The sequence below is a fragment of the Rahnella rivi genome, assembly GCF_019049655.1.
In the GTDB taxonomy this organism is placed as follows: Bacteria; Pseudomonadota; Gammaproteobacteria; order Enterobacterales; family Enterobacteriaceae; genus Rahnella; species Rahnella rivi.
Genome location: NZ_JAFMOX010000052.1, coordinates 1 through 17,694, shown reverse-complemented (window position 1 = coordinate 17,694; position 17,694 = coordinate 1). Strand labels below are relative to the sequence as shown.

The window sequence follows — 17,694 nt, the reverse complement described above, 5'->3', positions numbered from 1 at the left end:
TGAGCCCCCCAATGCCATCCCGCCGGCGCTCGCCGGTCTGGGCGCTGACGGGCCTCGGTGGAGCTCTGCTGCTGCTGGCTATTCTGGCGGCGAATACCGGTGCCATGTCGCTGTCGCTGCGCACTCTGGCAGGCCTGCCGTTCAGTGACGGATTATGGCAGGTGTGGTTAACCGTCCGCCTGCCGCGCGTGTTGCTGGCGGTGGTGGTCGGCTGTGCGCTGGCAAGTTCCGGCGCGGTGATGCAGGGGCTGTTCCGCAATCCGCTGGCCGATCCGGGCCTTCTTGGGATCAGCAGCGGTGCCGCGCTGGCGGTGGCGCTGACCATAGTGATGCCGCTGGCCCTGCCGCCGCTGCTGGCGTTGTACAGCCATATGATCAGCGCTTTTGCAGGCAGCCTGGCGATTTCACTGGTGGTTTTCACGCTGAGCCGGTTCGGACACGGCGGATTATCGCGCCTGCTGTTGGCCGGAATTGCGATTAATGCACTGTGCGGCGCGGCGGTTGGCGTGCTGACCTATGTCAGTGACGATCAGCAACTGCGCCAGTTCTCGCTGTGGAGTATGGGCAGCCTCGGGCAGGCGCAATGGCCGACGCTGGCGGTGGCCTCCTCCCTTATTTTGCCCGCCTGTATCGCCACCTTTTTCATGTCCCGCCGTCTTAATATTTTGCAACTGGGCGAAGAGGATGCGCATTACCTCGGCGTCAATGTTCGCCGGACGCAGTTGCAATTGCTGCTTCTCAGCGCGCTGCTGGTCGGTGCCGCGGTGGCGGTGTCAGGCGTGATTGGCTTTATCGGACTGGTGATCCCGCATTTGCTGCGCATGCGCATCGGTGCCGACCATCGCTGGCTGCTGCCGGGGTCGGCGATGGCGGGTGCCTGCCTGCTCTTACTGGCCGACACACTGGCCCGCACACTGGTGGCACCGGCAGAAATGCCGGTCGGGTTGATCACCAGTATCATCGGCGGTCCTTATTTTTTATGGCTGATTCTTCGCCCGGGAGTACCGCGTAATGTCTGATTTTTCCTCCGCCCTGGTGGCAGAAAATCTGGTGTACGCCGTTGAAGGCCGCCGGTTAATTGACGATGTGTCGCTCAGTCTGCACAGCGGTGAAATGGTGGCGCTTATTGGCCCTAACGGTGCCGGAAAATCGACACTGATGCGCATGCTGACCGGCTATCTGGCACCGCAAAAAGGCCGGTGTACCTTGCAGGGAAAAGCGCTGACGGAGTGGCCCGCGCAGGAACTGGCGCGTACCCGTGCGGTCATGCGCCAGAACAGTACGCTGGCGTTTGGTTTCAGTGTGCGGGAAGTGCTGACGCTCGGACGATCTCCGCATGGTCAGCTGAATATGCAGCAGGCGCTGAACGACGTCATGGCGCAAACCGGTTGTCTGAATCTGGCGGATCGTGATTATCGTCATCTGTCAGGCGGCGAACAGCAGCGCGTCCAGCTGGCCCGCGTACTGATTCAGCTCTGGCAGCCAGACCCTTCACCACGCTGGTTGTTTCTGGACGAACCGACATCGGCACTGGATTTGTATCATCAGCAACATGCGCTGCGCCTGTTACGCCAGCTGACGCAGCAGACGCCGCTGTCCGTGTGCTGCGTGCTGCATGATCTGAATCTGGCGGCGCTGTATGCCGACAGGATCATTTTGCTGCACAGCGGCAGAGTGGTCGCCAGCGGAACACCTGCCGTAGTATTGAGCGAGGAGACATTGAGCCGCTGGTATCAGGCAGATTTGAACGTCTGCCCGCATCCGGAAACGGCGTTACCACAGGTCTTTCTGCGGCAGTAAATCTGCCTGCAGAGCGTGCGGGTCAGCTTGAGCAGGAAATTTCCAGATGTTTGCCCCAGTCAGGCGGCAGTACGGTCAGATGATCGTACTGCGGATCGTCACCGTACGGATCCTGCAACGCCTGATGTAACGCCGTCAGCGCACTGATATCGTCCACTTCCGCCAGTTCAATGGCCTGCTGTGCCAGGTAATTACGCAGAATGATGCGCGGATTACTCAATTTCATTGCCTGCTGACGGGTGGCGTCCTCCACGCCCTCTTCCTGCAAACGCTGACGATAACTCTGGTACCAGCTGTCAAACGCCGCGCGGTCAATAAACGCATCGCGCAGCGGCGACGTGGCCTGTTGCTGCTCAACCTGACTGAGCAACCGGAAAGTTTGCGTGAAATCCCTGCCCTCTTTTTCCATCAGACTCAGCAACCCGGTGAGCAGATTGTTGTCCTGCTTATTCTCGGTAAAGAACCCAAGTTTGCCCCGCATCAGCGTGCCGTAGGCTTTCATCAGCGCTGGCTCATACCCGCTCAGCGCGGCCTGCAACTGTTCGGTGCTCATCAGCCCGGACAAGGTCTGCGCCAGCCGGTGAAGATTCCAGTACGCGACTGCAGGCTGATTATCGTAACTGTAGCGCCCCTGATGATCCGAGTGATTACAGATGTAACCCGGCTGGTAATCGTCAAGAAAACCGTAGGGGCCATAATCCATCGTCAGCCCGAGAATCGACATATTGTCGGTGTTCATCACGCCGTGCGCGAACCCCACACTTTGCCACCGGGCAACCACTTCCGCCGTTCGCTTCACCACGTCACTGAACCATTGCTGATAGCGGCTTGCCGCCACGGGCTCATTTTCTGACAGCTGCGGCCAGTGATGAGCAATGACATAGTCGGCCAGCATTTTTACCTGTTCAGGCTGTTTGCGGTAATAGAAATGCTCGAAGTGACCGAAGCGGATATGGCTTTCGGCTATGCGCATCAGCATAGCGCCGCGTTCAGGTTGCTCCCGAAATACCGGCTGATCGCTGGTGACGATCGTCAGCGCACGCGTGGTCGGAATGGACAAATGGTGTAAGGCTTCGGAGGCCAGAAACTCACGGATGACGGAGCGCAATACTGCGCGGCCATCGCCCATGCGCGAATATGGCGTCAGCCCGGCGCCTTTCAGGTGCCAGTCAACACGTTTGCCGTCAGGCAATACCTGTTCACCCAGCAAAATACCCCGGCCATCGCCCAGCTGCCCCGCCCACTGACCAAACTGGTGGCCGCTGTAGACCTGCGCCAGCGGCAACATGCCGGGGAAAAATGTCTCACCGCACCAGAATTCGCGGTGGGCATCATCGAAGAGCGTCTCATCCAGCCCCAGCTCCCGCGCGAGTGGTGCGCTGTGATACAAGAGCCGCGCGCCCTTGAGCGGCGTGGGTGGCAAGGCAGTGTAAAATCCGTCCAGTTGATCGGCATAATGGTGTTCGAATAGCGGCATAAATCCCCCTTTTCTTTAGTGTAGAGCCGCCCTGCCGGGATTAACACGGAGTAAACGCAGGGAGATTGGTGTCGTGACATAAAAAATCCCGGCGCAGCAAGGCCTGGCCGGGATTGACTCATACTCATAAAGACGGACGATTAATGAAATTGGTCGGGCCTGATCAGCAGGCTGTCGAGTTGTTCCGGGTCTACGCCCGGCCACAACAAGCCTTTAAGGCCCTGAACGTCATTTTTACGTAAGGCATCAAAATAGTCCTGACTGTCCAGCCCATCCACCACAATGTTGCGGCAGAAACGGCTGACGTTTCTTAATAAAGAAGGCATAACGATGGTGAAATGCTCTCCCTCGTAAAGTTGCCAGAATAAGTTTTTATCCAGTTTGACCCATTTAAAAAGATGGTCGTAAACCGGTGTCATCGTGACGTTGCCTGAACCGAAATTATCCAGCCACAGCGTGAAATGTTGTTGCAGGGCGACCAGTTGCGGATTGTTCCGGCCTTGCGCAAGCTGCGGAAACGACTCGCTCAGATTCAGATGTACAAACGCATGGGCTTTAAAGGCATTTCGCAGAGGTTCATCCTCCAGCAGAATCGCCACCAGCCGCTCTTCAACACCGATATTTAAGATGACCTGGTTATCACTGAACCATTGTGCATGCTCAGTCGCCCAACGTTGCTGCTCATTGAGAAAACGTAACAGCTGTGCCTGTGACAGCAAATTCAGCACCAGTTCTGTCGGCATAGTTAACTTACTGTCTGTGCTGGAGAAGCGACAAATTAATTCAATCGCAAGCAATTTCCCCTGAACGGAATAAATTGGCTGACACAGGTAGCTGCTGTTAAAGGCCGTATCGAATTGTATTTTCATTATTTTCCAAAACTTCAACGGCACTGCGAGGTGATTACAGTCTTTCTTGTGTCGCGGTCAGAGCAAAAAATCATGTAATCCCGAGGTATTACCGGAAAGTGAAAAATTGAATATCAAAAAATAGTTTAGGACTAATCTTATTTCCATTATGTATAACGTGCAACTCCGTCTATATGCGGATGACGTTTTATGTGCAGGGGATCGGAGATCCCCACATTTTCACTGGTCCGGAGGCGGAAAAATGTCAATTTCGCTAATGGTTATAGTGTCTTATAAGATATTGCGCAAGCTCCGGAGAGTGCGTGACACCGCACTCTCCGGGCAGATTATTTAATGCACCTCACCAGCCAGGTATGAAGTTCCGCTAATTCTGAGCGGAAGGCCGGATACTGCTGAATAATTTTCTCGCACACTTCTGAGACATCCTGAGCATTGTATCGCGTTCCGGTTAACTGCCCCGCCAGCGCCAGTAAAGGGGCCGGATTCAGGCTGTCGGTGAAAATTTGCGCCCGGCTGATATCACCCTTTTCCACGTCAAAGTGAATATCCACGCCTCCCCAGACAAAACGCTCATTCAGTTCATGGCTGAACGCAGGCGCTTTGCCGAAATTCCACTCCCAGCTGCTTTGCTTAGCGAACCGCTCAGGAAAACCCGGTAAGTCAGGGAAAACGTCCGGTGAGATGATTTCAGGTTCCACCCGTGCGCCGTACCACTCAAAGAAAGCCTCAGCCACGGCGGTGCTGATTTGCTGATGGTCAATGCCGGGAACAAATTCATTCAGATTTGCCACGCGTGAACGCACCGAGGTAATGCCTTTTGCCTGCAGCTTTTTCACATCAGGATTCAGGTAATTAGCCAGACGGCTGAGATCGGCATTGAGCAGTAAGGTGCCGTGATGAAAACCGCGATCGACGGTTTCACGGTAGGCTGAACCGGAAATTTTGCGCTCGCCTTCAGGGGTCTGAACCACCAGATCGTTGCGGCCCGAGGCACTGGCATCAATACCCAGCGTTTTTAATGCGTTGAGAATGATGCCGGTAGAGACGCTTTTGTCGTACTCCGGTTTACCGGCCATAAAAGTAAAACAGGTATTACCCAGATCGTGGAAAACCGCGCCGCCGCCGCTGCTGCGGCGTGCCAGACGAATACCGTCTTCTTCCATCCGGCGGGTATTGCACTCTTTCCACGGGTTCTGCGCCTGCCCGATGACCACGGTTTCCGCATTGCGCCACAGGAACAGTACCCTTTGCGTGGTCATTTCACGAAAGATGCAGTCTTCTACAGCCAGATTGAACCAGGGGTCGTAAGAGTCGGAGAGTAATAATCTGAGAGGTGTCATCGCGTATTCATCCTGAAAAAGTCTGTTTTGATAATAACAGCAAAAATCAGGATGAAATACGTAGGGAATTCAGGGGGAATACGTCAGATGCGCCGCGCCTGCCAGTAGACCTTACGCCAGTAAACGTTATCGAGTGAAGAACGGGTGACGCCCTGGCTGGTGGATGCATGAATAAACTGGTCGGCGGTGTCGTAAATGCCGACGTGGAGTCCATTTTCACCGCTGCCGGTTTTGAAGAAAACCAGATCGCCGGGAAGCAGTTCATCGCGGGACACTTTAGTGCCAATTTTTGTCTGATCGGCGGTGGTGCGTGGCAGCACGACGCCGAAACGGTCGCGGTAGGTACGGAAAACAAAACCGGAGCAGTCGACGCCGCTCGGTTGTAATCCGCCATAACGGTACGGTGCGCCATGCCACTGGCTGAGCTGGTCGTTAAGCTCGGCAACCACGGTGATGGAATCGGCAAAGCGGCCACTTGGCGGCGGTGCGTGGCTGCTGCAGCCGTTAAGAATTAACGCGGCAACAGCCAGCAGGGAATACATGGATACGGACGACCAGCGCATAGTGCATTCCTTCTCGAATAGCGTCACGGCCAAGGCCGAAACGCGAGGATTTGCGCAGGCCGGATAAGTCGCCGTTATCTAAGAACTAATAGAATTTAGCGCTATTTTATCCGTCATCCAACCTTTAAATGATGATTTTTATCGTTGCCGGAGGGCGTTAATGTGATTTTTTAGAGGGTTTGCTGTGAATGACCCACACGCCTGAGAGGATCAGTAACCCGCCGAGGGTCTTCGTCAGGCTGATGCTCTCATTGAACCACGGCAGCGCGACAGCGGCGATGTAGACCAGCGCATAGCTCAGACTCAGCAACGTATAAGCGCGGTTGAGAGGTAAAACGCGTAACGCAAAGAACCAGCAGCCCATGGAAAGCACATAGCCGCACAGGCCAAAAAATACCGCCGTCAGCGCACTTAAGTGATTCTGTACAAACACAATTGTGATCTGGGAAAGTGAAATCCACGGGATCTGTACCATGCCCCACTTCATCAGTAATTGCGCCAGCGTCACTAACAGTACGCTGGCACCGCCCCACAGATAGCCTTTCATAAACTGACACTCATCAGCGCAATACCCGACATGATAAGCACGACGCCACACCAGTGTCGGGTATCCACGTATTCATGGAAGAACCAGCGGGCGCAAAGCGTGATCAGCACGAAGTTCAGGCTGAGCATCGGATACGCCAGGCTGAGAGGCAAAAGCTGTAAGACCCGCAGCCAGAGCAACATGCCAATCCCCAGCAATACCACCGCCAGCGCCAGCCAGCGCAGGACGAAACTCACACCTTTGCCTGAAACCTGTGCGGCCTGCTTCTGACAAAGCTGGCCGGCACAGGTGATCACGCTGACCGCAAGCACCAGAAGGAATCCGGTCATGGCAGCTTTTTATAGAACAGCAGAGCCAGACGGTTCACTTGCACCGTATGATCCGCCGGTGGCAGTTTATCGGCAGAGACAATGTTGCTGTCGAGTTTGATGACCACTGAAATATTCCCCTCCTGCCGCGCTTTTTGTAACCATGCCGGGAATCCGGCGGCATCTACAAATTTATCCTGCGCATCAGGATAACTCAGGCCGTATTCCAGCTCTCCCCTTTCATCAAACATGATGATGTCACTGCGTTTAAGCATCCACGCCAAACCGGTCGCCACACCCACGTTATCTGCCAGAATGTAACGGCTCTGGTGAAGCAGCGCGCTGTTCTGATCCAGGAATGCCTGCGGCTGTTTGGAGTCGATCACTTTCTGCGGAATAGCCTGACCGATAAGCAATGCCAGCACCAGCGGGCAAATTGCCGCCCAGTACCAGCGTTTTTTCAGATCAGTCAGCGACATAGCACCGGCAAGCGCCCAGACTGCAAAGCACAAAATACCAATCAGCGCCCGGGGCAGTTCAGCACGGCCAAACACCGCTTTAACATGAACCGGCAATATTCCGGAGATCACCAGCACCGCCAAGGCCATCAGCACGCCAAAGACGATGTTGATGATGCCGTTGGCTTTCAGCGCGCGCAATTTCCCTGACTGGCGGATCTGATCAAGGTGATCGGCCAGCAGCAACGCCAGCGGTGCAAAGCACGGTAAAATGTATGTCGGCAGCTTACCTTTGGCGATGCTGAAGAAAATCAGCGGCATCACAGCCCAGCTCAGCAGGAAGAACAGCTCAGGTCGCAGCACGCGTTTAGTCCAGCCATCGCGCAGTGCTCCCGGAAGTAGTCCCAGCCACGGCAGCGCGCCGAGGCAAAGCACCGGCAGGTAATACCAGAACGGGGCTTTGTGCTGTGCGTTCGATTCGGCAAAGCGTTGAACATGCTCGACCCAGAAGAAATAGCGCCAGTAGTCCGGTTCCTGACGAGCGACGGCCAGCACCCACGGCAGGCTCAGGGCGACGGCACTGACGATCGCAAGCGGCCCCCAGCCAAACAGGGTTTTGAAGCGTTTTTCGCGCCAGACAATCGGCAATACAGCAATGACCGGTAACGCCAGCGCCAGAAAACCTTTGGTCATGAAGCCCATGCCGCAGGCCAGCCCCAGCACAATCCAGCTCAACGCCTTTTGCGGCGTGCCCGAAACGCGCAGACAAAAGTAACTGGCGACCATCGCGGCGGTCATCCACAGGGTAATCATCGGATCCAGCACGCTGTAGGTGCCGATGCTGAACACCAGCGTGCAGGAAAGATAGATCAGCGTCGCGATGTACGCCGTCTGGCGGTTACGCCACATCAGGTTTGCCAGCCAGAACACCAGCAACGCGCTGAGCATGGTGCTGAACACGGAACCAAAGCGGACAGCAAAGTTGCTGTCACCGAAGATCATCTGGCTGATATTGTTGAACCAGTAGCCAGCCACCGGTTTTTCAAAATACCGTAAACCCAGCAGATGTGGCACCACCCAGTCGCCGCGTTGCAGCATTTCCCGGCTGATCTCTGCATAACGGGTTTCATCGGGTTGCCACAACAGGCGGGTGTTAAGAGGAACAAGGTAAACCAGCGCGAAAAACACCAGAACCAGTGTACTCCACACGCTTTTATATGCTTTCGACATCAGGAAAAACCTTCTTGCTGACAACCTAACCAGCCTTCCCGTCCCGGGAAACTGGCGCGAACCACTTTGCCTTTCGGCAGCGAACTCAGATCCTGCGGGAGCAGATCACCCAGTGCGCAGAACTGGATCCCCTGCGCCGCCGCACGGGTTAATAACGCGTCAAACTGTGCAGCCAGAGACATGCCTTCCACTTCTGCGTGAATGGTGTAAACCGGCACGCCCTGATCCTCAGTGATGGCCCTGAGGATAAAGTCGTTGAAGTTATCGGCGTTAATGTCGCCACCGGCCACTTCATCGTAAGTCGGTAACGTCACCGGAATTTGTACTGTCCCGAGGGTGCCGTTTTCCAGCACAGGAAGGAACGGGTATTTTCCGCGGCAATCACTGTTGTAATAGAAGTGGAAACGCTCTTTAACTTCGATCACCCGTTCGTCAGCACGCCAGCCTGCTACCGCTGAACATTCGACGTCATGACCGAGACTTTTTTCCAGTGCGTCCAGCCCCAGCTGAATTTGCTGCTCAAGCTGTGCTTCGGACCATTTACCCACTTTAGCCTGCCAGCCCTGATGATCCCAGGCGTGCAGCCCGACTTCATGCCCGCGTTTGGCCGTTTCTTTCATCAGATAACCCAGATCGCGCGCGATAGGTTTACCCGGCCACGCGGTACCGGCCAGTAAAATATCCCAGCCATAGAGTGACGCGGCATTGGAGCGCAGCATCTTCCAGAGAAAGCGCGGTTTAAGCAGGCGCCACAAGTGACGCCCCATGTTATCCGGCCCAACGCTGAAGAAGAAACTGGCGGTAATTTTATGTTTCGCAAGCGCTTGCAGAAGCTGAGGGACACCCTCGCGGGTGCCGCTCCAGGTATCTACATCAATGCGCAGACCCACTTTCTTCATGAATGGCACCGTTTCAGGAGTGATCCGCTTCCGGGTTTACGGAGCGCAGGAAGAAATCCAGGGTGTCAGCGACGGTTTTATCCATGCCCACTTCCGGTTTCCAGCTCAGCAGGCGACGGGCATTTTTAATGCTCGGCGTGCGGTGCTCAACGTCCTGATAGCCTTTGCCGTAATAGGTGCTGCTTTCCACCAGATTGAAACCGGCAAACGGCGGGAACTGTGCGCGCAACGGATGCGCTTCAAAGCTCGCCAGCAGCATTTCCGCTAGTTCACGAATACTCGCTTCGTTGGTCGGATTACCGATGTTGATGATCTGGCCGTCACACAGGTTGTCACGGTTTTCAATGATACGGAACAAGGCTTCAATGCCGTCGTTGATGTCGGTGAAACAGCGTTTTTGCTCGCCACCGTCAACCAGTTTGATCGGCGAACCTTCTACCAGATTGAGGATCAGCTGAGTGATTGCACGGGAGCTGCCGATACGCGCGGCATCGAGGTTATCCAGTCGCGGCCCCATCCAGTTAAACGGACGGAACAGCGTAAACTTCAGGCCTTCTTTGACGCCGTATGCCCAAATCACGCGGTCCAGCAACTGTTTGGATACTGAGTAAATCCAGCGCTGTTTGTTGATAGGCCCGACGATCAGACGCGAGTTATCCTCGTCAAATTCCTTGTCATCACACATGCCGTACACTTCAGACGTGGACGGGAAAATGATGCGTTTTTTGTATTTCACACAGTCACGAACGATTTTAAGGTTTTCCTCAAAATCGAGCTCGAACACGCGCAGCGGATTACGGGTGTATTCGATTGGCGTGGCGATGGCAACCAGCGGCAGCACAACGTCACATTTTTTGATGTGATATTCGATCCACTCGGAATGAATGCTGATATCGCCTTCAACAAAGTGGAAATGCGGATTGCCCATGAAGCGGCTGATAGCATCAGAACTGATGTCCAGACCGTAGATTTCGTAACGGTCTTCACGCAGCAAACGCTCGCTGAGGTGGTTACCGATAAAGCCGTTTACCCCCAGGATCAGCACGCGGGTACGGCGTTTCATCACCGCAGTAGGCAGCGTGGAAAGACGCATTTCCGGCATAATGCCCAGTTCCAGCGCCAGACGAGAACCCTGAACGTACAACCCGTTTTCACTCTGACCGGCCTGGATCTGCAACGCACCTTCGCCACAGGCAATGGTCAGCGGATCAGCGCAAAGGACGGTACCCGGTTGTTTGTCGTGCTGAGTGTTCAGCGGCAACGCGCGCCAAACCGTCAGTTTTCGTTGCCCGAGGAAAGTGAATGCGCCCGGATAAGGTTCGGTCACGGCGCGGATCAGGTTGTTAATCTCAGTGGCTGATTTATGCCAATGAATTTCTCCGTCAGCCGCCGTACGGCGACCAAAGTAGCTCGCCTGCGCTTCATCTTGCGGCGTCAGGGTTATCTTGCCTGCTTTCATTTCTGGCAGTAAATCGGTCAGCAATTCTTTCGCCGCTTCGCGTACTTTCGCGTGCAGCTTCAGTGCCGTGTCATCCGCGGCGATCGCCACTTTACGCTGGCCGACAATGTCACCGGCATCAGGGCGCTTCACCATTTTGTGCAAAGTGACGCCGGTTTCAGTTTCACCATTGAGCAGCGCCCAGTTTACCGGTGCGCGGCCACGGTAACGCGGCAGCAGTGAACCGTGCAGGTTAAAACCACCCTGCGGCGCGAGAGATAAAATCTCTTCGCTGAGCATGTTGCGATAGTAGAAAGAAAAAATCACATCAGGCTGCAAGGCGCGAATACGATCAATCCACAGCGGATGATTCACGTCTTCCGGCGCGTATACCGGCAGATTTAATTCGGCACCCTGACGGGCGACAGAGGAAAAGAATTGGTTTTCATTCGGTGCATCCGTATGGGTAAAGACCGCCTGAACGTCATAACCGGCATCAACCAGAGCCTGTAAACCAACGCAACCAATATCATGGTAGGCAAATACAATCGCTTTCATCACTCTTCTTCCTGACTGTTTTCTTCGGAACGAACGCCGACGACTTTTTGAACGAAATAACGGGGACGTGCGCGAACATCGTTGTAGATCCGCCCGATGTATTCACCGAGTAATCCCATGCCGACAAACTGCGCACCGATAAACATAAATAGCAAAGCAAAGAGGGTGAACACCCCGTCCGCAGCCCAGGCCGGGCCGTGAATCAACCGCATGAGGATCAGGAAAATCGCCAGCACGAAACCGAAGATGGCGATCGCACTGCCGACAACGCTAAGCATGCGCAGCGGCGTGGTGGTCAGGCAGGTGATCAGGTCATACATCAGGTTAATCAGCTTCATCAGGCTGTATTTGGAATCACCAAATTCGCGCTCAGAATGCTGCACCGGAATTTCCACGGTTTTCCGTGCAAAGGTGTTCGCCAGAATAGGAATAAAGGTACTGCGCTCGTGACAATGCAGCATCGCCTCAACAATGTGGCGACGGTAAGCCCGCAGCATACAGCCGTAGTCGCCCATCGATTTACCGGTGGCGCGCTGAATCATCATGTTGATCATTTTGGAGGCGGTTTTACGGAACCAGGAATCACGGCGGTTAGCCCTTACCGTGCCCACGACGTCATAACCTTCATCGGCTTTGGCCACCAGACGCGGGATTTCTTCCGGCGGATTTTGCAGATCGGCATCAAGCGTGATGACCAGATCGCCGGTGACATGGCTAAATCCGGCCATGATCGCCGAGTGCTGCCCGTAATTGCGGTTGAGCAAAACCGCGATGATGTGACTGTCAGGCTGCTCTGCGGCGGCGGCAAGCATGTCGCCGGAGCTGTCGGCGCTGCCGTCATCCACCAGGATAATTTCATATTGTTGCGTCAGTTGCTGACACGCAGCCTGAGTACGCGTCAATAACGCGGGCAGGCTTTCTTCTTCGTTGTAGACCGGGATAACCACCGAGACTTTACGAATAGGTTCATAATGCGCCACTACTGCGCCTCCAAAAGGGAAAAAAGAGCCGAGACGACACGATCAACGTCGCTGTCCTGCATATCAGGGAACAGCGGCAGGCTGCACAGACTGGCTGAGTTCCATTCACTGTTTGGCAGGCTAAGTTGCGGATAACGTTCGCGGTAATATTTTTGAGTGTGGGCAGCCCGGAAATGTAAACCGGTTCCGATGCCCTGCTCTTTCAGACGTTCCATCAGTGCATCGCGGTTTATGCCACAACGTTTTTCATCTACGCGGATCATGAATAAATGCCAGGCATGAAGATGCGGATAATCCGGCACTTTCATTGGCAGATACGGCGACCCTTGTAATTTATCGAGGTAACGTTGCGCCAGTTCGGCACGACGGGCGTTCATTTCACTCAGGCGTTTGAGTTGCACAACAGCAATGGAGGCATGAATGTCTGAAAGATTGTATTTGAAGCCAGGCTCGACCACTTCTGCCTGCGGTTTGCGCCCCTGAACCTGACGGTCAAACGCATCGACCGCCAGCCCGTGGAATTTCAGCGCACGCACTTTGGCGGCCAGCTCATCGTCGTCGGTAGCGACCAGGCCACCTTCGGCGCAGGTCATGTTTTTAATCGCGTGGAAGGAGAAAATTGCCGTTCCCTGCGCGCCAACCCAGCGATCGCGATAACGCGCACCGACGGCGTGAGCCGCATCTTCAATCACCGCAATACCATGCTGGTTTGCCACGGCGTATACAGGGTCGAGATCTAAAGGGGCACCGGCGTAATGCACAGGAATGATTGCTTTGGTTTTAGGCGTAATGGCGGCGGCAATAGCCTCTGCGCTGACCATCAGCGTATCCGGGTCCACATCAATCATCACCGGCTCGGCACCGAGCAGAACAATCATGTTCAGCGTCGACACCCAGGTCTGAGAAGGTGTAATCACTTCGTCGCCGGGGCCAATGCCCAGCGCCATCAATGTAACGTGCATTCCACCCGTTGCGGAGCTGACCGCAATGGCATGTTTACAACCAAAGGCAGCAGAAAAATCTTGTTCAAGCTGATGTGTCTGCGGGCCGGTCGTGATCCAACCTGAACGCAACACTTGCCCTACAGCCTCGATCTCTTCTTCGCCCATAGACGGACGGGAGAAAGGCAAAAAGTTTTCCATTTCACTATCCCAAAAGGTAATTAGCTCAACACGACTGTAGACTGTGTTTATTTAACCGTAAGTAAACACCGCCCTGAATTTTGGATCTTATGATGTCGGTTTAAGCTTAATTTAACCTTAAGGATTTGCCAGTTTTGTGAAGTTAAACAGAAGTTAAATAAGAAGAGGATAAATAGTATCGTCTATTACAAAATCAATAAAAACAATAAGTTAAAATATATTAAGGATTTATTAAAAAAATGAACTTTATTAATAAAACCTCAGGCAGTGTTTTTTATGAACAATGAGAGTGTTTCGTGTTTAAAATAGGGTTCGTTAATATAATTAAACCGCTATTCATTTAACGAAAAAGGCGTCGCCGTGGTCATTATCCACTGACGTCCGGCAAGAGAATGTATCTGAAATTGGACGTTGTATACCTGAGAAAGCCTTTCAATCTGCATGACGTCAGCACATTCACCGGCAGCCACAACGCTTCCCGCCGACATCAGCCACACCTGACGGGCATAATGTAAGGTGTGATTGAGATCGTGATCGCTCATCACAACAGCGCGGCCTGAGGCGCAGAACTCCGTCAGCAATTGATCCAGCGCCTGCTGCTGTGCCACATCAAGGCTGTTCATCGGTTCATCCAGCAATAACATCAGCGAATCTGGATTCACTGACGGCCAGACCTGTAACAACACGGCCGCCAGCCGTACCCGCTGCCATTCGCCGCCAGAAAGATGCGTGACCGGCTGCGCCAGTTTATCGCTCAGCTGTAAAGCGTCACAAAGACGCGCAATCGTCTTTTCAACGGCGGCAGGTTGAGCAAGGCGGGGCTGGTGCAAAGATAAGTATTGAAACACCGGCATCATGGACGCCGGGGTCAGCTGCTGGCAAAGCCAGGCACGCAAACGCGCGAGCTGCAAGCCACCGAGATCGGCAATCCGCTGGCCGTTAAACCGCACATCGCCCGTCAGGGTGCCCTTTCCTTCAAATACCCCCGCCAGCCTTGCCAGTAAGGTACTTTTACCCGCGCCGTTCGGCCCGATAAGGTGAACGCGGCTGCCCGGCGCAATCTTCGCGCTGAATGCACGAAGGCGCCCTTCCACACTGATTTCACGACACTCCAGCATCCGCGCTCCCTGCCCTTCAACGTTAATGAATTACTTCGCCAGTGCGGCCTTGATCGCTTCCATCAGAATCGGATCTTCCGGTGCCATGTCAGGTGCGAATCGCTGGACGACAGTGCCGTCGCGGCCAATCAGGAATTTTTCGAAATTCCACAGGATATTTTCAGGTTTCACCGGCTGACGCCCTTTACTCGCCAGACGCTCGTAGAAACCGCTGGCTTCAGGTTTGACCGCTTCAGGACGGGCAGCAATCAACGCGCTGTATAGCGGGTGACGGTTTTCGCCGTTGACGTCAATTTTGCTGAACATCGGGAATTTAACGCCAAACTGCGTGGTGCAGAACGTTTTGATTTCATCTTCTGTACCCGGTTCCTGCGCGCCAAATTCGTTGCAAGGGAACCCGAGGACTTCAAAACCCTGGTCATGCCAGGCCTGATAAATATTTTCCAGACCTTCGTATTGCTTGGTCAGGCCGCATTGTGACGCCACATTGACCACCAGCAACACCGAACCTTTGTAATCGCCAAGCGTTTTGGTTTCGCCATCAATGGTTTTCAGGGAGATATCAAAAATGTCATTACTCATCGCTTTTTATCCTGATAGGTAGAAGGTAGGGAGAGAATAGTTGATCTCTTGAAAGATGATCAGCGTATTTGTCCGGCTCTGACCAGTAGCCAGATGAAAACGGGTGCGCCCAGCGTCGCCGTGACGACACCGATCGGCAACTCCGCCGCGTACAACCCGATGCGTGACAGCACATCCGCCAGCAGCAATACCGCCGCACCGCACAGTGCACAGGCCGGAAGCAGACGACGCTGGTCGGTCATACCGCACAAACGGAGAATATGGGGGATCACCAGACCGATAAACCCTATCACACCTGCCAGCGCAACGCTCAGGCCGACCATCCAGCCGACGGCCAGCACCAGAATATAGCGCCAGGATGTCAGGGAGACGCCCAGTTGCTGCGCCTGTTGCGTACCCAGTGAAAGCAGGTTCAGCGTCTTACCCTGACCTGTCAGCCAGAGCAGAACCGGTAACAGCATGACGCCGAGCCAGACTTGTCGCCAGTCCACCCCACCGAAACCGCCCATCATCCAGTACATCAGCTGGCGTAAATCCAGATTGCTGCTGAAGTAAATAGCCCAGGTCATCAGGGCGCTGCACACAATACCAATGGCAACACCCACCAGCAGCAGACGGGCATTATTCAGCCGATGCCTGCGCGCGGCGTATAACAGAAAGAAAGTGACAGCTAATGCACCCGCCACAGCAGCCAGACTCATGACCCAAACTGGCAGCATCCCGTGACTGAGCATCACACAAAACACCAGCGCGACACCCGCGCCGTTCGCCACGCCAAGCAGGCCGGGTTCTGCGAGAGGATTTTCAAACAGCGATTGCATGACGGCACCGGCGACAGCCAGACTCGCGCCGACCAGAATCACCGCTATCGCACGCGGTAAGCGTAACTGCCAGACAAATAACCGCGCTTCATTACTGAGCCATTGATCCGGCCACAGCCAGTTTTCGCCCGCGCTGAGACTCAGCCCCAGCACCAGAATTAAGAGCACGCTCAGACCGTAAAGCCCGCGCCGATCACGCTTTTTTTGCTGATGTTCCAGGGTCGAAAAGGTCTGCCGGTTAGACATGAATTGCAGTTTCCGGGGGCTGAAAGGCATAGTAGGGATCTCGCTATCCTACCGATATTAAGCAGTTAGCTCCACTGCGCGGAAACAGAAAATGAAAAAGCCGGTGACTGAGCACCGGCTTTTTGTATTTTGCATAGGCGATCAGGATTAACGGCCTGGCTGGCCATTTGGCGGAATCGGCTGGCCGTTCCCCTGATGACCGCTATTGCCACCCTGATGATTATTGTTGCCACCGCCCTGATGTCCGTTGTTATCACGGTGATCACCGCCATCCGGGCGGCCCTGATTATGCGGCTGCTGTGGCGGCCGCGGCGCGCTATGACCCCGCTGAGGCGGTTTGGCATCCCAGCGGTTGCCGTGCCAGTACATCCCGCGCTCGTTACGCTCACCATAATGATGGCCCTGATGCGCGCGCCACCACTGCGGCGGACGCCAGTCGTAACCATCCCAGTAGTAACCGCGCTGATCCTGATCCCCGAGGTGAAGCGTTACGCCAGGTACGTTAACGTCAATGGAAACATTTGCCTGTGCGATCACAGGCAAGGCCAGCGCACAACAAAGCAATAAGAGAGATTTTTTCACGGTAGTCACGCCTTCTATATTTTATATGACGTGTTTTTTATATCAGGGGGGTACAGAACTGACTATGAGCCAAAGGCGGATTTTCGTTTAACTTGCTGCGGGCTTACGTAATAAATACAAACGTATCCTGATTGAAATAATTCAACAGGCGTGAATGTGTTATCTGTTCAATTCTTATGAAAATATTAACGAACCTTAACGCAAGCCTGACAACAGCTTATTCACTAATTATTTATACTCGCCCTGTTTATTCAAAAAGGATCTATTTTATGCGTCGTATTTTAGCCCTGTTAAGTATTGGCCTGGTTGTTGTCAGCCTGAGCGGTTGTCTGTTTCCTCCGTTTTGGGGCCCTGGTGGCGGCGGTCACGGTGGTGGTCATGGCGGCGGTGGTCCTGGTGGACCTCGCATGTTCTACAACCATTAATTATCTTTCGAATTCAATTTATTCCGGCGAAAGCGGATAAATAATCCACTCCATATCCCGCTACCGGTTTAATCATTTGATTTAAGGGGCTTCGGCCCCTTTTCTGTTTCTGATGTTGTGCTTTTATTTTGGTATTTTATTTATGTCACAAAATCGGCTTCAGCATAGCGCAAAGAAATAATAAGAGTCTTTAGCGCGTGAATTAAATCTATCAGACTAATCCTGAACCGCCCACCGCTTTAACACTATCTTTTCGCTTTCTGTGCGAATTACTTAAAACCCTGGAAAATTACCCACCAGCAAAATAATTT

General features: G+C 54.0%; 17 protein-coding genes. 2 read left to right on the top strand and 15 right to left on the bottom strand.

All coding sequences use genetic code 11. The features are described 5' to 3' along the window. Positions 1-11 precede the first annotated feature (11 nt). Together J1779_RS06800 and J1779_RS06795 are read left to right on the top strand one after the other, a co-directional pair. Entirely contained in the window at positions 12-1,019 is a 1,008-nt protein-coding gene (locus tag J1779_RS06800) for a FecCD family ABC transporter permease (RefSeq protein WP_136375160.1), read from the top strand. Further along, positions 1,012-1,800, top strand: coding sequence for a heme ABC transporter ATP-binding protein (locus J1779_RS06795; RefSeq protein WP_217203252.1), 789 nt, complete (start codon positions 1,012-1,014; stop codon positions 1,798-1,800). Before J1779_RS06800 ends, J1779_RS06795 begins: the two co-directional genes overlap by 8 nt. 22 nt (positions 1,801-1,822) lie before the next feature. On the opposite strand, the gene J1779_RS06790 is transcribed toward J1779_RS06795, so the two are convergent. From J1779_RS06790 to J1779_RS06720, 15 genes are all read right to left on the bottom strand, one after another. After that, positions 1,823-3,277 carry a protein adenylyltransferase SelO gene (locus J1779_RS06790; protein WP_217203250.1) on the bottom strand — a complete coding sequence of 485 codons (1,455 nt, stop codon included), beginning with the start codon at positions 3,275-3,277 and terminating at the stop codon, positions 1,823-1,825. Between the two features lie 140 nt (positions 3,278-3,417). Continuing rightward, positions 3,418-4,146 carry an EAL domain-containing protein gene (locus J1779_RS06785; protein WP_122095596.1) on the bottom strand — a complete coding sequence of 243 codons (729 nt, stop codon included), beginning with the start codon at positions 4,144-4,146 and terminating at the stop codon, positions 3,418-3,420. 326 nt (positions 4,147-4,472) lie between these two features. Then, positions 4,473-5,486, bottom strand: coding sequence for a lipoate--protein ligase (locus J1779_RS06780; RefSeq protein ID WP_056773496.1), 1,014 nt, complete (start codon positions 5,484-5,486; stop codon positions 4,473-4,475). A gap of 83 nt (positions 5,487-5,569) precedes the next feature. After that, positions 5,570-6,049: an NlpC/P60 family protein gene (locus J1779_RS06775; RefSeq protein WP_082465713.1), complete on the bottom strand. Its 480-nt coding sequence runs from the start codon at positions 6,047-6,049 to the stop codon at positions 5,570-5,572. Positions 6,050-6,206: 157 nt separating this feature from the next. Then, positions 6,207-6,596, bottom strand: a complete 390-nt coding sequence (gene arnF / locus J1779_RS06770) for a 4-amino-4-deoxy-L-arabinose-phosphoundecaprenol flippase subunit ArnF (protein WP_122096220.1) — start codon at positions 6,594-6,596, stop codon at positions 6,207-6,209. After that, the gene (gene arnE / locus J1779_RS06765; protein WP_217203248.1) at positions 6,593-6,925 is read right to left on the bottom strand and encodes a 4-amino-4-deoxy-L-arabinose-phosphoundecaprenol flippase subunit ArnE; all 333 of its coding nucleotides are present in this window, start codon (positions 6,923-6,925) and stop codon (positions 6,593-6,595) included. The genes arnF and arnE overlap by 4 nt, the downstream gene beginning before the upstream one ends. Then, positions 6,922-8,592, bottom strand: coding sequence for a lipid IV(A) 4-amino-4-deoxy-L-arabinosyltransferase (gene arnT, locus J1779_RS06760; RefSeq protein WP_217203247.1), 1,671 nt, complete (start codon positions 8,590-8,592; stop codon positions 6,922-6,924). Before arnT ends, arnE begins: the two co-directional genes overlap by 4 nt. Continuing rightward, positions 8,592-9,491: a 4-deoxy-4-formamido-L-arabinose-phosphoundecaprenol deformylase gene (arnD, locus tag J1779_RS06755; protein ID WP_217203245.1), complete on the bottom strand. Its 900-nt coding sequence runs from the start codon at positions 9,489-9,491 to the stop codon at positions 8,592-8,594. Before arnD ends, arnT begins: the two co-directional genes overlap by 1 nt. A 13-nt stretch (positions 9,492-9,504) precedes the next feature. After that, on the bottom strand, positions 9,505-11,487 hold the full coding sequence (gene arnA / locus J1779_RS06750; protein WP_056773477.1) for a bifunctional UDP-4-amino-4-deoxy-L-arabinose formyltransferase/UDP-glucuronic acid oxidase ArnA: 1,983 nt from the start codon (positions 11,485-11,487) through the stop codon (positions 9,505-9,507). Next, entirely contained in the window at positions 11,487-12,467 is a 981-nt protein-coding gene (arnC, locus tag J1779_RS06745; protein WP_056773473.1) for an undecaprenyl-phosphate 4-deoxy-4-formamido-L-arabinose transferase, read from the bottom strand. The genes arnA and arnC overlap by 1 nt, the downstream gene beginning before the upstream one ends. Then, on the bottom strand, positions 12,467-13,609 hold the full coding sequence (gene arnB, locus J1779_RS06740; protein WP_217203243.1) for a UDP-4-amino-4-deoxy-L-arabinose aminotransferase: 1,143 nt from the start codon (positions 13,607-13,609) through the stop codon (positions 12,467-12,469). Before arnB ends, arnC begins: the two co-directional genes overlap by 1 nt. 332 nt (positions 13,610-13,941) lie before the next feature. Further along, entirely contained in the window at positions 13,942-14,727 is a 786-nt protein-coding gene (gene btuD / locus J1779_RS06735) for a vitamin B12 ABC transporter ATP-binding protein BtuD (protein ID WP_217203241.1), read from the bottom strand. Between the two features lie 30 nt (positions 14,728-14,757). Further along, entirely contained in the window at positions 14,758-15,309 is a 552-nt protein-coding gene (locus tag J1779_RS06730) for a glutathione peroxidase (protein ID WP_056773466.1), read from the bottom strand. 59 nt (positions 15,310-15,368) lie between these two features. After that, on the bottom strand, positions 15,369-16,376 hold the full coding sequence (gene btuC, locus J1779_RS06725; RefSeq protein WP_217203240.1) for a vitamin B12 ABC transporter permease BtuC: 1,008 nt from the start codon (positions 16,374-16,376) through the stop codon (positions 15,369-15,371). Positions 16,377-16,523: 147 nt separating this feature from the next. Then, the gene (locus tag J1779_RS06720) at positions 16,524-16,958 is read right to left on the bottom strand and encodes a DUF2502 domain-containing protein (protein WP_122096212.1); all 435 of its coding nucleotides are present in this window, start codon (positions 16,956-16,958) and stop codon (positions 16,524-16,526) included. Positions 16,959-17,694 lie beyond the last annotated feature (736 nt).